Below are 12,454 nucleotides of genomic sequence, written 5' to 3'. Positions count from 1 at the left end.
GCGCAGCAGCGCCGGGCACGCCTCACGACGCATGCGTCAGGCGGTGTGCGCCTGACGCTCGGGCAGCACCCAGCCGGGTCGCACGAAGTGGCACGTGTAGCCGTTGGGGTTGTCGACCAGGTAGTCCTGGTGCTCGGGCTCGGCCTCCCAGAACGGGCCAGCAGGCTCGATCGTCGTCACCGCCTTGCCGGGCCACAGCCCGGATGCGTCGACATCCGCGATCGTGTCGCGCGCGACCCGCTCCTGCTCTGGCGTCAGCGGGAAGATGGCGGAGCGGTAGCTCGAGCCGATGTCGTTGCCCTGCCGGTCGAGCGTCGACGGGTCGTGCACCTGGAAGAAGAACGCGAGGATGTCGCGGTAGGTCGTCTGCGCGGGATCGAAGACGATCTCGACCGCCTCGGCATGGCCGGGGTGGTTGCGGTAGGTCGCGTGGTCGTTCCTGCCGCCCGTGTAGCCGGCGCGCGTGCTCAGCACCCCGGGCTGTCGACGGATCAGGTCGTCGAGACCCCAGAAGCACCCGCCCGCCAGGACGGCGGTCTCGGTGCCGGGGCGCTGCGTGATCGTTCCGGTGTCGTGGATGCCACTGGTCATGATGGATGCTCCTCACTCTGCTGGCGTCGCGCGCTGCGGCGTCCCTTGGTGCAACGCCGTACGAGACGATTCTGGTCCCGATCGGCGAGGATTCGCTGAGAGGAGCGTTCAGCGCTGCTCCCCCGCCCAGCGCAGCACCCGCAGCGCCCGCAGCGTGATCCAGCGGTTCGGCTCTCCGACAGCGCCGTAGTCGTTGACGGCGTCGCCGCCGTGGACGACGTCCAGCGGCCAGCGGCCGTCCTCGCGCTGCTTCCCGATCACGATGTCCAGCGCCTCGCGCATCCGCTCGTCCGGGTCGGCGCCCACCGCACGGAAGTGCTCGAGGGCCCGCAGCGCGTCGTACTCGTGCCGCGGCGGGAACGCGAACTGCGTGTAGGTCGGCTTTGGAATCTCGCCGGTCGTCTTCCGCCGCATCAGACCGCGCTCGAGCAGGTAGGCCTCGCCGCTCGCCCGCGCCTCGCGCACCGCCGCCGTCGGCGCCGACCGATCGTCGCTCACTCGCTCGAAGGCCGCGAGCGCCTCCAGCACCGCGATGGTGGTGTCGAACGAGGAGCGCACGCTGCCGCGCTCCTGATCGCAGTTCCAGCCGCCGTCGGCCATCCGCTCCGCCAGCAGCCGCTCGACGATGCGCGCGTCGACGCGGTCGAAGTACACCGCGTTTGTCACGAGCGCCGCGTTGATGCACGGCTCGACCTCGCCCTCGAAGAACGGCTCGTCGTCGTACTCCCAGCGGGTGACGCGCGCCACGTCGCCAATCGCCTGCCGCACCGCCGGATCCGCCGGGTCGACGCCGAGCAGGCGCAGCTCGGTGAGCACGTGCGCCGTGGATGTCCATGGCTGGCCCGGCAGCGTCGGCTGCGTCGTCGGAAAATGGGCGCCGCCGGCCCACTGACCGTCCGCCCCGCGGGCCGCCAGCAGCGCAGCGCCCCAGCCCTCGGTCGCGACCCGGGCGCGCTCGCGCGCCACTGCCTCCGGATCCTCGTCGAGCAGGTCGGCCATGACCTGCCAGCGGATCGCCGGATCGCCCTGCATCAGCCAGTCGATGGTGCGCATGGGAGCATGCAAGCACTCCCCGCCCACGTGCGCGAGCGGCGAATCCGTCAGCGGTACTCGGGGTTCTGGAAGCCGAAGCGCTCGCCCTGCTCCCACGCGCGCCGGTCGTTGCCCTCGCTCGGGATGCCGCCTCGCAGCATGCGGGCCAGGTGCAGGAGGTTCCACGCCATGATGGTGACGTTGCGCTTGGTGAACTCGTTGTCGGCACCGGCGCGCGAGCCGTCTTCGAGCTCGTCGCCGTAGCTGGGGCCGGGGCCCGCTTCGCCAACCCAGCCGGCGTCGGCCTGCGGCGGGATCGTCATCCCCAGGTGCTGCATGGCGTAGAGCACCTGCGTCGCGCACGCCTTCATGCCGTCCTCGTTGCCGTCCACGAGGCATCCGCCGACCTTGCCGTAGAAGATCGACTGGCCGTCGTCGTTCATGAGCCCCGATTGGGCGTAGAGGCGCTCGATCACGCGTGTGGCGAGGCTGGACGGCTGCCCGAGCCAGATCGGCGTCGCCAGCACGACGATGTCGGCGGCCTGCACGCGCTCCCAGAGCGCCGGCCAGGCGTCCTCGGCCGCACCCTGCTCGGTCATGTCGGGCTGCACCCCGGGCGCGATCGCGTCGTCGACGGCGCGCACGATGTCGATCTCCACGCCCTGCTTGCGCAGGATGTTGGCGCTCGCCTCGATGAGCAGATCGGTGTGGCTCTCGCCCGGCGAGGGCGTGAGGGTGGCGTTGAAGTAGATGGCGCGGATGGGTGCAGTCATGGGGCCGATGCTTGCACGGTCGGCCTGGGAGCACCAGGCGCGCGCCACGTCGACACCCCTCGTGCCGCACGTCGGGCCTGGCGCGCCTTCCGCGCCGGTGCCATCCTGGCGAGCATGGTCGGTGCGTGATGGTCGACGACGCGGAACGGGTGACACGGTTCCACGCGCTGCACGAGCGCGGCTGCTTCGTGATGCCGAACCCGTGGGATGTCGGGAGCGCGCGAGCCCTGGAGCAGCTGGGCTTCCCCGCCCTCGCCACGACCAGCGCAGGCTTCGCCTGGACGCTGGGGCGCGCCGACGACGCGGTTCGACTCGAGGAGACGCTGCTCCACCTCGCGCAGATCGCGGCGGCAGTGAGCGTCCCGATCAACGCCGATTTCCAGGGCGGCTTCGCGATCGCTCCGGAGGAGGTGGCCGCCACGGTGCGCCGCGCAGTCGAGACGGGGATCGCTGGACTGTCGATCGAGGACGCGAGCGGCGACTTCGCAGACCCGCTGCTCGGCTTCGAGCTCGCCGTCGCGCGCGTCGCAGCCGCCAGGGAGGCCATCGACGCCAGCGGCACCGGCGTGCTGCTCACGGCACGCTCCGAGGGCTTCGTCGTCGGCAGGCCCGACCTCGATGAGACGGTGCGCCGATTGCAGGCGTTCGCCGACGTCGGCGCCGACTGCCTGTATGCGCCACGCCTGACGACCGCGGCGCAGGTCAGCGCGGTCGTCTCCGCAGTGGCGCCGAGACCGGTCAACGTGCTGATCAACGCACCCTTCATGACGGTTGCGGAGGCGGCGGCCCTGGGGGTGCGCAGGATCAGCGTTGGCGGGACGCTGGCGCGCACCGCGTGGGGAGGCTTCCTGCGCGCCGCTCAGGAGATCGCCAGCACCGGCACCTTCGGCGCGTTCACGGACCTGCCAGATGTCGAGGGCATGCAGCAGCGGTGAGCCTCACGCTGCGGGCCGCCCGGTGCCATGCCCGGGCAGGAGGAGTCAGCGGTCGCGCGCCTCGATGAGCGCCGCGAGCCTGGCCGCGAACTGTGCGGGCGCGTCGGCTCCTCGCGGCAGGAAGCCCGTGCCCGTCTTCGCGCCCAGATCACCCCGCTCGACGCGGTCGCGCAGCATCGGCGGGGCCGCGGATGCTGCGCCCAGCGTGGGGAAGAGGCGCGCGGTCACGCTCGTCCAGACGTCGAGGCCGCCGAGATCCATGATCTCGAACGGCCCGGCGAGCGCCCAGCGCGGCCCGAGACCCGCGGTGACGGTCGCATCGACCTGCTCAGGGCTCGCGACGCCCAGCTCGACCAGGTGCATCGCCTCTCGGTAGAGCGCCGCCTGCAGCCGGTTGGCGATGAAGCCCTCCACCTGCTGGGCGAGCGGCACCGCGGTCTTGCCCGCGTGCTCGAGCAGGGCGACCATGCGGTCGACGGTCGCCTGCGGGGTCGTGGGACCGGGCACGACCTCCACGAGCGGCACCGTGTCGGCAGGGTTGAAGAAGTGCGCGATCACGAGCCGCGACGGATCCCGCATGCCGTTCGCGAGCGCATCCGGCGCGATCGACGAGGTGTTCGAGGCGATCACGGCGTGCTGGTTCGCAGCCTCGACCTGCGCGATGAGCGCCCGCTTGAGCTCGAGTCGCTCGGGCGCCGCCTCGAGCACGATCGTGGCGCCATCGGCCGCTCCCTCGACCGAGTCGTGAGCGGATGCACCAGCCGATCGGGCCGCGTCCGCGGCTGCCTCCGCTCGCACGTCGAAGATGCGCACGTCGTGGCCGGCACGTGCGAGCACGCGCGCGATGCCCGCGCCCATGATGCCCGCGCCGAGGACGGCGATGGTGTCGGTCACGGCCGATCCGTCTGCGCATCGGTCCGAGGCGACTCGCGCACGGCGTCCGCGGTGCCGACCCGCTCGATGCGGGCACCCAGTCCGACCCCCGCGATCAGTCGGTCGGGCACGAGCGACGCGAACGGCGCCGCCAGGCGGTAGCGCCAGTCGCTCACGACGACGCCTCGCCGGGTGCGCAGCGCGCGCAGCCCCTCCCGGACCACGCTCGACGGGTTCGCCCAGCCGGCCCGCGGCACGACGTCGGGCGACACGCCCATCCGGTCATGGAACTCGGTCGGTACGAACCCCGGCAGCAGCGCGGTGACGGTGACGCCGTCGCGGCGATAGCGAGCGTGCAGGGAGCGGGAGAGGGCGATCACGTGCGCCTTCGACGCGGCGTAGGAGCCGCTCGGCAGACGGCCGGCAAGGCTCGCGACGTTCAGGATGCCGCCGGCGCCCCGTCGACGCATGCCGGGCAGCGCCGCGTGCGCGAGCCGCAGCGGCACCCACGAGAGCAGCTCGTGCATGCGCTGCTCGTCCTCGACCGTGGACTCGTGGAACGGCTCGGCAACCGCGAACCCGGCATTGTTGACCAGCACATCCACGGGGCGCGCGTCGTCGTCCAGCCTCGCGGCGACCCGCTCGAGGCCCTCGTCGGTGAGCAGATCCGCGACCAGCACCTCGGTCTCGACGGGCAGCTGCGCGGCCAGTGACCGCAGGCGATCCGCGCTGCGAGCGACGAGCACCAGCGCGAAGCCGTCGGCCGCCAGCTGCCTGGCGAACTCGGCGCCGAGTCCTGCCGAGGCACCGGTCACGAGCGCGCGCATCTGCATGGCTCAACTGTGGCAGAACCTGAATGTCGACGGGGTCCTGCGCCGGTACGCTGTGTGCAGCCACGCGGGAGTGGTGGAATTGGCAGACACGCAAGGTTTAGGTCCTTGTGCCCTCGTGGCGTAGGGGTTCAAGTCCCCTCTCCCGCACTCGACGCATCACCGCGAAGGAGCACGCGCGTGCATCCGCTGCCATCAGAGTTCCTCATCGACATCGAGGGCCTCATCACCGGCGCGGGCGGATGGGCGCTCGTCGTGGTCTGCGCGATCGTCTTCGTGGAGACGGGACTGCTGGTGGGCTTCCTGCTGCCGGGCGACACCCTGCTCGTGATCGCGGGCATCCTGTCGTTCACCGGCGACATCGACCAGCCCATCTGGCTCGTGATGCTGTGCATCGCCGCGTGCGCCGTGGCAGGAGATCAGTTGGGCTACTACATCGGCAAGAAGGCCGGCCCGCCGATCTTCCAGCGGAAGTCCTCGGGCCTGTTCTCGCACAAGACCATCGACCGCACCAACCGCTTCTTCCTGCGCTACGGCGCGGCGGCCGTCATCATCGCCCGCTTCATCGGCATCATCCGCACATTCATGCCGGTTGCAGCCGGCGTCGGCAAGATGCCGTGGCAGCTGTTCTTCCGTCTCGACATCATCGGCGGTGTGCTGTGGGGCGCGGGGCTGCCGCTGCTGGGCTGGGGTGTCGCGCACATCCCGGGCGTCGCGGATGTCGTCACCCAGTACATCGACCTGGTGCTCATCGGCGTCGTGCTCGTCGCCATCGTGTTCATCGTGTGGCACGCGATCCAGTCACGCCGCGAGGTCGAGCGCGAGATCCGCGATGGGACCTCGACGAACGAGGTGCAGACGCTCGATCTCTCCGGCTCGAACGACCAGGGCCTCGACCGCTGATCGCACGCGCGGCAGCAACGTCGCTCGCGGCCCCGAACGACCGTCGCACGCCATCGTCCGCGACGCAAAAATGTCGCTTGCGGCTCTCGTCGAGCCATCGATCGAGCCGTTGCCGACATTTCTGCTGCAGGCGGCGCGGCTACGCGGCGAGCCACACCGCTCGCGCCACGTCGGGCCCGAGGTCGACCGTGCCCGTCGCGGTGCGCACCTGGATGGAGCCGGAGTAGGGCTTCTGCCCCAGCACCGTGATCGCGGCGTCGAGCGAGACCCCCGCCTCGGCGAGGAACCGCAGCATGGCTGGATCGTGGTCGGCGATCCGCACCACCGCGCCCTCGTGCCCGAGGGGCGCCTCGGCCAGCAGCACCGCATCCGGGCGCACCACGGTGCCGTCCGCGGCCGGGATCGGATCCCCGTGGGGGTCGCGCACCGGGTCGCCGAGGGAGCGGGCGATCGAGTCGAGCAGCCGATCGCTCAGCGCGTGCTCGAGGATCTCCGCCTCGTCGTGCACCTCATCCCAGTCATAGCCGTGACGCTCCACCAGCCAGGTCTCGACGACGCGATGCCGGCGCACCTGCCGCATCGCGAGCCCTCTGCCCTCTGCGGTGAGCTCGATCGCGCCGTAGGGGCGGTGGTGCACGAGGCCGGCCGCGGCGAGCTTCTTCACCATCTCCGTCACGGTCGAGTTCGCGAGCCCCAGGCGGGCGGCGAGCTGCGACGGCGTGACCGGCTCAGCCTGCCACTCGGTGTGGTGGTAGATCGCCTTGACGTAGTCCTCAGCAGCCGTGGACTGCATGCCGCCTCGCTCTCAAGCTCTCGGCACCCCGGCGGTGCCCGACCCGCAAGGCTAGCCCGCTTCCTGCCCGAGGATGCGCTCGGCGAGCGCCGTGAACGCGATCCTTCGGTGACTCATGGCGTCCTTCTCCGCGGCGCTCAGCTCCGCGGCGGCGCGGCCGTCGCCGTCGTGGGGCAGGAAGATCGGGTCGTACCCGAAGCCGCCGTCGCCGCGTGGCGCATCCGCGACCGCTCCCGGCCATTCGCCGCGCACGACGAGCTCGCCGTCGGCATCCACCCACGCCGCAGCGCAGACGAACAGCGCTGCCCGGTCGTCGCGATCGCCGAGTCGCTCGAGCACCAGCGCGACATTGTCGCCGTCGTCGCGCGTGCCCGCGTAGCGCGCCGAGTGGATGCCAGGGGCGCCTCCGAGCGCCGCGACCTCGATGCCGGAGTCATCGGCGAGCGCCGGCAGCCCCGTGCGCTCGTGCGCCGCGCGAGCCTTGATGAGCGCGTTCGCCTCGAAGGTCTCGCCATCCTCCACCGGCTCGGGCCCGTCGTCGGGCAGCAGCTCAACGCCGGGCAGCAGCGGCGCGAGGATGCGGCCGAGCTCCTCGACCTTGTGCGGGTTGCGGGTGGCGACCACCACCTGCAGGCCGCCGCCGGCCAGGTCTAGCCCGGTGGAGCCGGTGACGCTCATGCGCTGGCCCCGAGCACCTCGCGCTGGATCTCGGTGAGCCGCGCAGTGCCAGCGAGCGCGAGATCGAGCAGTTGGTCGAGCTCAGAGCGGTCGAAGGGCGCTCCCTCTGCGGTGCCCTGCACCTCGATGAGCAGACCGCGTCCGGTCGCGACGACGTTCATGTCGGTCTCGGCGCGCACGTCCTCCGTGTAGGCCAGATCGAGCATCGGCGTGCCGTCGACGATGCCCACCGAGATCGCCGCGACCGAATCGGTGAGCGGCTTCGCGTTCTTGGGCACGCGGCCTTCGCCCTGCGCCCAGCTGATCGCGTCGGCCAGCGCGACGTAGGCACCGGTGATCGCAGCGGTGCGCGTGCCCCCGTCTGCCTGCAGCACGTCGCAGTCGACGGCGATCGAGAGCTCGCCGAGTGCCCGCATGTCGACGCCGGCGCGCAAGGAACGGCCGACCAGCCGCGAGATCTCATGCGTGCGGCCGCCGACCTTGCCGCGCACGCTCTCGCGATCCATCCGCTCGTTCGTCGAGCGCGGCAGCATCGAGTACTCGGCCGTCACCCAGCCCTTGCCCTTGCCCGCCATCCAGCGCGGCACGGTCGGCATGACGGATGCAGTGCACAGCACGCGCGTGCGCCCGAAGGAGATGAGGGCGCTGCCCTCCGCCTGCTCGCTCCATCCGCGCTCGATAGTCACCTCGCGCAGCTCGTCAAGCCGCCTGCCGTCCGTGCGTGCCTTGTCGTTCGTCGCCATGGCGACCTCCTTCAGTCGGTGCGACCGGGCAGCTGGATGACCCCGGTCTGATGGAACTCCACGTGCGTCACCTCGGGCCCGAGGAAGCGCCGCGCGAGCCGCAGGAACGGCTCCTGCGCCTCGGTCGTCGCCTCGAAGGCGTAGACGGGCGCGGCGTCTGTCGGCGCGAGCATGCGACGGTCGCTCAGGATGCGGTAGACGTCGGCGGCCGTCTCCTCGGCGCTGGAGACGAGTCGCACGTCGGGGCCGGCGACGTAGCCGATCGCGCCGGCGAGCAGCGGGTAGTGCGTGCAGCCGAGCACGAGCGTGTCGAGATCCTCCGCCAGCAGCGGCGCGAGGTACTCGTGCGCGGCCTCGAGCACCTCGTCGCCCGTCGTCACCCCCGACTCGACGAACTCGACGAAGCGCGGCGCCGCAGCTGCGGCGATGTGCGGCACGCCCGCATCGGCGAACGCGCGCTGGTAGGCGCCGGAGCCGATCGTGCCGGCGGTCGCGATCACCCCGATGCGACCGGAGCGGCTCTGCGAGACGGCCGCGCGCACGGCCGGCTCGATGACGGCGATCACCGGGATGCCCATTCCGTGCTCGTATCGCTCGACCGCGAGGTCATGCACGGCGGCGGTCGCGGTGTTGCAGGCGATCACGAGCATCTTGACGCCCTGCGCCACGAGGGTGTCGAGCACGTCGAGCGCGAGGTGGCGCACGTCATCCTGCTCGCGCGGTCCATACGGCCCGTTCGCGGTGTCGCCGATGTAGGTGATCGACTCTGCCGGCAGCTGATCGATGATCGCGCGGGCCACGGTGAGTCCACCGACGCCGCTGTCGAAGACTCCGATCGGGCGCTGCACGACGGCAAGCCTAGTCGCGCCAGGTGCGTGTCAGCCTCGCACGGTATCGTCTGCACCCGGCAACGGGAGGAGCCCGCGTGATCGAGTTCGATGCCGTGCACAAGGAGTACCCCGATGGCACCGTCGCTGTCGACTCCTTCAGCCTCACCGTGCCGTCCCACAAGGTCGTCGCGCTCGTGGGCTCGTCCGGCAGCGGCAAGACGACGCTGCTGCGGATGGTGAACCGCATGGTCGAGCCCACCGAGGGAACGGTCAGCATCGACGGCGTCGATGTGCGCTCCATGGACCGCGTGAAGCTGCGTCGCTCGATCGGCTACGTGCTGCAGGCCGGTGGCCTGCTGCCGCACCGCACGGTGGCCGACAACGTCGCGACCGTACCCGTGCTGCAGGGTACGGGCCGCAAGCAGGCGAAGGCAGCCGCACTCGGCCTGCTCGAGCGCGTCGGACTCGACACGGCGCTCGCCGACCGCTACCCCGCCCAGCTCTCCGGCGGCCAGCAGCAGCGCGTCGGCGTTGCCAGAGCACTCGCGGCCGATCCGAACATCCTGCTCATGGATGAGCCGTTCGGCGCCGTCGACCCGATCGTGCGCGACCAGCTGCAGAGCGAGATGCGCTCGCTGCAGGCCGACATCGGCAAGACCATCCTGTTCATCACGCATGACATCGACGAGGCGTTCGCGCTGGGCGACGAGGTGGTGGTGCTCCGCACCGGCGCCGAGATCGCGCAGCAGGGCACCCCCGCCGAGATCCTCGCCTCCCCCGCCGACGACTTCGTGGCGAGCTTCGTCGGCGCAGGCACCCCGCACCGCACGCTCCGCATCCGGCAGATCGACGGCCGCGACGTGGTCGTCGACGGCGATGACCGCCCGACCGGCGTGCTCGAGCGGTGAGCGGCTCAAGCCGATGAGGGGCACAGCGCGATGAACTGGCTGAGCCAGAACCTGCACATCGTCGGCCAGCTGCTGGCCGACCACCTCGTGCTGTCGATCCCGCCGATCCTGCTGAGCCTCATCATCTCCGTGCCGCTCGGGCGGCTCGCGGCGGGCAGCCCGCGACTGCGCACGCCGCTGCTGACCGGCACAGGGCTCCTCTATGCGATCCCATCGCTGTCGCTGTTCATCATCATCCCGCCGATTCTGGGGCTCGAGCTGCGCTCGCCTGCGACGATGATCACGGCGCTCACGGTCTACGGCTGCGCGCTGCTCGTGCGCGGCGCCTCCGACGCGTTCGATTCGGTGCCCGCCGACGTGCGCCTCGCCGCGAGAGCGACCGGACACTCGCGCTGGGCGCTCTTCTGGCGCGTGGAACTGCCGCTCGCTGGCCCCGTGCTGCTCTCGTCGCTGCGAGTCGTGACCGTCTCGACGGTGAGCCTCGTCACGGTCGGCGCCGTCATCGGCATCTCCAGCCTCGGCACGCTGTTCACGGATGGCTTCCAGCGCGGCATCGACGCATCCATCGTCACCGGCATCGTGCTCACCGTCGCCGTCGCGTTCCTGCTCGACGGATTGGCGGTGCTGGCAGCCCGAGCGGTGATGCCCTGGCACCGGGTGGTGAGCCGCACATGAACCTGTTCCTCGAAGCCGTGCATTGGATCCTCGATCCGGCGAACTGGACGGGCGCGGGCGGCATCAGCCAGCGGATGCTCGAGCACATCGGCTTCTCGTTCTCTGTGCTGCTGGCGGCGGCCGTGATCGGCATCCCCATCGGCGCGATGATCGGGCACACCGGGCGGGGCCGCGCGCTCATCATCGCGACCACCAGCGGAGCGCGAGCGCTGCCGACACTGGGCCTGCTCACGCTGCTCGGCCTCGGGCTCGGCATCGGCCTGGAGGCGCCGTTCCTGGCCCTGCTCGTACTCGCGCTGCCGCCCGTGCTCGCCGGTGCCTACGCCGGCATCGAATCGGTCGACCGCGCCACGATCGGCGCCGCGCGCGCGATCGGGCTCACCGAGCGGCAGATCCTGACGGGCGTCGAGCTGCCGCTCGGGGCACCGGTCATCATCGGCGGACTGCGCTCCGCGGCGCTGCAGGTCATCTCCACCGCGACGCTCGCCGCCTACATCTCCGATACCGGCCTCGGCCGCATCCTCTTCCTCGGCATCAAGACGCAGCGGTACGACATGATGCTCGCCGCATCCATCCTCGTCGCGCTGCTCGCCCTCGTCGTCGAGCTGTTGTTCCAGATCGTCCAATCCGCGGCGTCTCGCCGCGCCGAACCCCACCGCGCGCAGGCCCCTGCGTCTGAGAGGATCACCGCATGAACATCACACGAGGCAGGGCTGCGCGCACGATCGCCGCCATCGGCGCCGCAGGAGTGCTGCTGGCCGGCTGCGCCAGCGCCGATCCGCTCGCGGAGGGCGGAGAGACGACGCCCGCGAGCGAGGGCGACGCCGGCACGCTCGTCGTCGGCTCGCAGGACTACTACTCGAACGAGATCATCGCCGAGCTCTACGCACAGGCGCTCGAAGCCGACGGCTACACGATCGACCGGCAGCTGCGCATCGGGCAGCGGGAGGTCTACATGCCCGAGATCGAGTCGGGCGCGATCGACCTCTTCCCCGAGTACACGGGGCCGCTGCTGCAGTACTGGACGGAGGAGCCGGAGGCGCGCACGAGCGACGACGTCTACGCGGCGCTCGTCGAAGCGGCACCCGAGGGACTCACGATCCTCGACCAGGCTGCGGCATCCGACCAGGACTCCTACGTCGTGACGCGAGAGTTCGCAGAGGAGCACGACCTCACCACGGTCGCAGACCTCGCGAACGTCGACGAGCCGCTGACGATGGGCGCCAACTCCGAGGCGGAGACGCGACCGAACGGCCCGATGGGCCTCGCCGAGGTCTACGGCATCGAGGTCGACTTCACGCCCATCGAGGATGGCGGCGGCCCGCTCACGATCCAGGCGCTGCAGGATGGCGACATCCAGCTCGCGATCGTGTACACGGCGGACCCGACGATCGCGCAGAACGACCTGGTCGTGCTCGAGGACCCCGAGGGCCTGTTCCTCGCCTCGAACGTCGTGCCGATCGCGTCTGACAGCGTCGACGAGGACGCGCGGGAGACGGTGAACGAGGTGAGCGCCGCGCTGACCGCGGATGCGCTCATCGACCTCAACCGACAGAGCGTCGAGCAGCAGTCCCCCGCCGCCGACATCGCGCAGGCGTGGCTGGAGGAGCAGGGCCTGCTCGACTGAGCAGTCTGCTTGACGGGTCCGTTGGTCGAGGAACGGGTCGGGCGCAGCCCGGCGCGCGTCACGAGACCCGTTCGACTCCAGCAGCCGTTCGACCGATCTCGTTGGTCGAGGAACGGGTCGGGCGCAGCCCGGCGCGCGTCACGACGCTTCTATGGGTGTTGTCAAGCCATGGCGGTTTCGAGGTGTCGGAAGATGGCGCGGGCGACGTAGCGTTTGAGGATGCGCTGGATGTCTTTGGCGCCTTTGCCTTGGGAGGTGCGGCG

General features: G+C 70.9%; 15 protein-coding genes and 1 tRNA gene. 7 read left to right on the top strand and 9 right to left on the bottom strand.

The genetic code is table 11. The features are described 5' to 3' along the window. Positions 1 to 36: 36 nt before the first annotated feature. From msrA to ACJJVL_RS08080, 3 genes are all read right to left on the bottom strand, one after another. Positions 37 to 591: a peptide-methionine (S)-S-oxide reductase MsrA gene (gene msrA, locus ACJJVL_RS08090; RefSeq protein WP_405218032.1), complete on the bottom strand. Its 555-nt coding sequence runs from the start codon at positions 589 to 591 to the stop codon at positions 37 to 39. Positions 592 to 699: 108 nt separating this feature from the next. After that, entirely contained in the window at positions 700 to 1,644 is a 945-nt protein-coding gene (locus tag ACJJVL_RS08085; protein ID WP_405218031.1) for a hypothetical protein, read from the bottom strand. Positions 1,645 to 1,691: 47 nt separating this feature from the next. Beyond that, a complete protein-coding gene (locus ACJJVL_RS08080; RefSeq protein WP_405218030.1) occupies positions 1,692 to 2,396 on the bottom strand; it encodes a flavodoxin family protein in 705 nt (234 codons plus the stop codon). A 128-nt stretch (positions 2,397 to 2,524) separates the two neighbouring features. Between ACJJVL_RS08080 and ACJJVL_RS08075 the strand changes: the two genes are divergently transcribed. After that, positions 2,525 to 3,331: an isocitrate lyase/phosphoenolpyruvate mutase family protein gene (locus ACJJVL_RS08075; protein ID WP_405218131.1), complete on the top strand. Its 807-nt coding sequence runs from the start codon at positions 2,525 to 2,527 to the stop codon at positions 3,329 to 3,331. Positions 3,332 to 3,376: 45 nt separating this feature from the next. On the opposite strand, the gene ACJJVL_RS08070 is transcribed toward ACJJVL_RS08075, so the two are convergent. Then, positions 3,377 to 4,225, bottom strand: coding sequence for a 3-hydroxyacyl-CoA dehydrogenase family protein (locus ACJJVL_RS08070; RefSeq protein WP_405218029.1), 849 nt, complete (start codon positions 4,223 to 4,225; stop codon positions 3,377 to 3,379). Continuing rightward, positions 4,222 to 5,037 (bottom strand): SDR family NAD(P)-dependent oxidoreductase, encoded by an 816-nt coding sequence (locus tag ACJJVL_RS08065; RefSeq protein WP_405218028.1) that lies wholly within the window; start codon positions 5,035 to 5,037, stop codon positions 4,222 to 4,224. Before ACJJVL_RS08065 ends, ACJJVL_RS08070 begins: the two co-directional genes overlap by 4 nt. 64 nt (positions 5,038 to 5,101) lie before the next feature. Here ACJJVL_RS08065 and ACJJVL_RS08060 point away from each other — a divergent pair. Then, positions 5,102 to 5,184, top strand: a tRNA-Leu gene (locus ACJJVL_RS08060). 30 nt (positions 5,185 to 5,214) lie between these two features. Next, positions 5,215 to 5,937 carry a DedA family protein gene (locus ACJJVL_RS08055; protein WP_405218027.1) on the top strand — a complete coding sequence of 241 codons (723 nt, stop codon included), beginning with the start codon at positions 5,215 to 5,217 and terminating at the stop codon, positions 5,935 to 5,937. A gap of 139 nt (positions 5,938 to 6,076) precedes the next feature. Here the strand turns inward: ACJJVL_RS08055 and ACJJVL_RS08050 are convergent, their stop codons facing one another. Genes ACJJVL_RS08050 through murI form a run of 4 tightly spaced genes read right to left on the bottom strand, consistent with a single transcriptional unit; the run spans position 6,077 to position 8,999 of the window. Further along, positions 6,077 to 6,730, bottom strand: a complete 654-nt coding sequence (locus tag ACJJVL_RS08050; protein ID WP_405218025.1) for a metal-dependent transcriptional regulator — start codon at positions 6,728 to 6,730, stop codon at positions 6,077 to 6,079. A gap of 51 nt (positions 6,731 to 6,781) precedes the next feature. Beyond that, on the bottom strand, positions 6,782 to 7,408 hold the full coding sequence (gene rdgB, locus ACJJVL_RS08045; RefSeq protein ID WP_405218023.1) for an RdgB/HAM1 family non-canonical purine NTP pyrophosphatase: 627 nt from the start codon (positions 7,406 to 7,408) through the stop codon (positions 6,782 to 6,784). Next, positions 7,405 to 8,151, bottom strand: coding sequence for a ribonuclease PH (gene rph / locus ACJJVL_RS08040; protein ID WP_405218022.1), 747 nt, complete (start codon positions 8,149 to 8,151; stop codon positions 7,405 to 7,407). Before rph ends, rdgB begins: the two co-directional genes overlap by 4 nt. 11 nt (positions 8,152 to 8,162) lie before the next feature. Beyond that, the gene (murI, locus tag ACJJVL_RS08035) at positions 8,163 to 8,999 is read right to left on the bottom strand and encodes a glutamate racemase (protein ID WP_405218021.1); all 837 of its coding nucleotides are present in this window, start codon (positions 8,997 to 8,999) and stop codon (positions 8,163 to 8,165) included. Positions 9,000 to 9,076: 77 nt separating this feature from the next. Between murI and ACJJVL_RS08030 the strand changes: the two genes are divergently transcribed. From ACJJVL_RS08030 to ACJJVL_RS08015, 4 genes are read left to right on the top strand one after another with little or no spacing between them, the layout of a single operon-like run. Continuing rightward, the gene (locus ACJJVL_RS08030; protein WP_405218020.1) at positions 9,077 to 9,889 is read left to right on the top strand and encodes an ABC transporter ATP-binding protein; all 813 of its coding nucleotides are present in this window, start codon (positions 9,077 to 9,079) and stop codon (positions 9,887 to 9,889) included. A 30-nt stretch (positions 9,890 to 9,919) separates the two neighbouring features. Next, a complete protein-coding gene (locus ACJJVL_RS08025; protein ID WP_405218019.1) occupies positions 9,920 to 10,564 on the top strand; it encodes an ABC transporter permease in 645 nt (214 codons plus the stop codon). Continuing rightward, complete coding sequence (locus tag ACJJVL_RS08020) at positions 10,561 to 11,259, top strand: ABC transporter permease (RefSeq protein WP_405218017.1); 699 nt, start codon at positions 10,561 to 10,563, stop codon at positions 11,257 to 11,259. The genes ACJJVL_RS08025 and ACJJVL_RS08020 overlap by 4 nt, the downstream gene beginning before the upstream one ends. Beyond that, complete coding sequence (locus tag ACJJVL_RS08015; RefSeq protein WP_405218016.1) at positions 11,256 to 12,191, top strand: ABC transporter substrate-binding protein; 936 nt, start codon at positions 11,256 to 11,258, stop codon at positions 12,189 to 12,191. The genes ACJJVL_RS08020 and ACJJVL_RS08015 overlap by 4 nt, the downstream gene beginning before the upstream one ends. The last annotated feature ends 263 nt before the right edge of the window (positions 12,192 to 12,454 follow it).

Source organism: Agrococcus sp. Ld7 (assembly GCF_045064095.1).
Taxonomy (GTDB): Bacteria; Actinomycetota; Actinomycetes; order Actinomycetales; family Microbacteriaceae; genus Agrococcus.
The sequence above is the reverse complement of the archived record's forward strand: the minus strand, read 5'-3'. Positions and strand labels throughout refer to the sequence as shown.

Coding starts and splice junctions, on each gene's coding strand:
- msrA (WP_405218032.1), bottom strand. CDS start 591: ATGACCAGTGGCATCCACGACACCGGAACGATCACGCAGCGCCCCGGC.
- ACJJVL_RS08085 (WP_405218031.1), bottom strand. CDS start 1,644: ATGCGCACCATCGACTGGCTGATGCAGGGCGATCCGGCGATCCGCTGG.
- ACJJVL_RS08080 (WP_405218030.1), bottom strand. CDS start 2,396: ATGACTGCACCCATCCGCGCCATCTACTTCAACGCCACCCTCACGCCC.
- ACJJVL_RS08075 (WP_405218131.1), top strand. CDS start 2,525: ATGGTCGACGACGCGGAACGGGTGACACGGTTCCACGCGCTGCACGAG.
- ACJJVL_RS08065 (WP_405218028.1), bottom strand. CDS start 5,037: ATGCAGATGCGCGCGCTCGTGACCGGTGCCTCGGCAGGACTCGGCGCC.
- ACJJVL_RS08050 (WP_405218025.1), bottom strand. CDS start 6,730: ATGCAGTCCACGGCTGCTGAGGACTACGTCAAGGCGATCTACCACCAC.
- rdgB (WP_405218023.1), bottom strand. CDS start 7,408: ATGAGCGTCACCGGCTCCACCGGGCTAGACCTGGCCGGCGGCGGCCTG.
- rph (WP_405218022.1), bottom strand. CDS start 8,151: ATGGCGACGAACGACAAGGCACGCACGGACGGCAGGCGGCTTGACGAG.
- ACJJVL_RS08025 (WP_405218019.1), top strand. CDS start 9,920: ATGAACTGGCTGAGCCAGAACCTGCACATCGTCGGCCAGCTGCTGGCC.
- ACJJVL_RS08020 (WP_405218017.1), top strand. CDS start 10,561: ATGAACCTGTTCCTCGAAGCCGTGCATTGGATCCTCGATCCGGCGAAC.
- ACJJVL_RS08015 (WP_405218016.1), top strand. CDS start 11,256: ATGAACATCACACGAGGCAGGGCTGCGCGCACGATCGCCGCCATCGGC.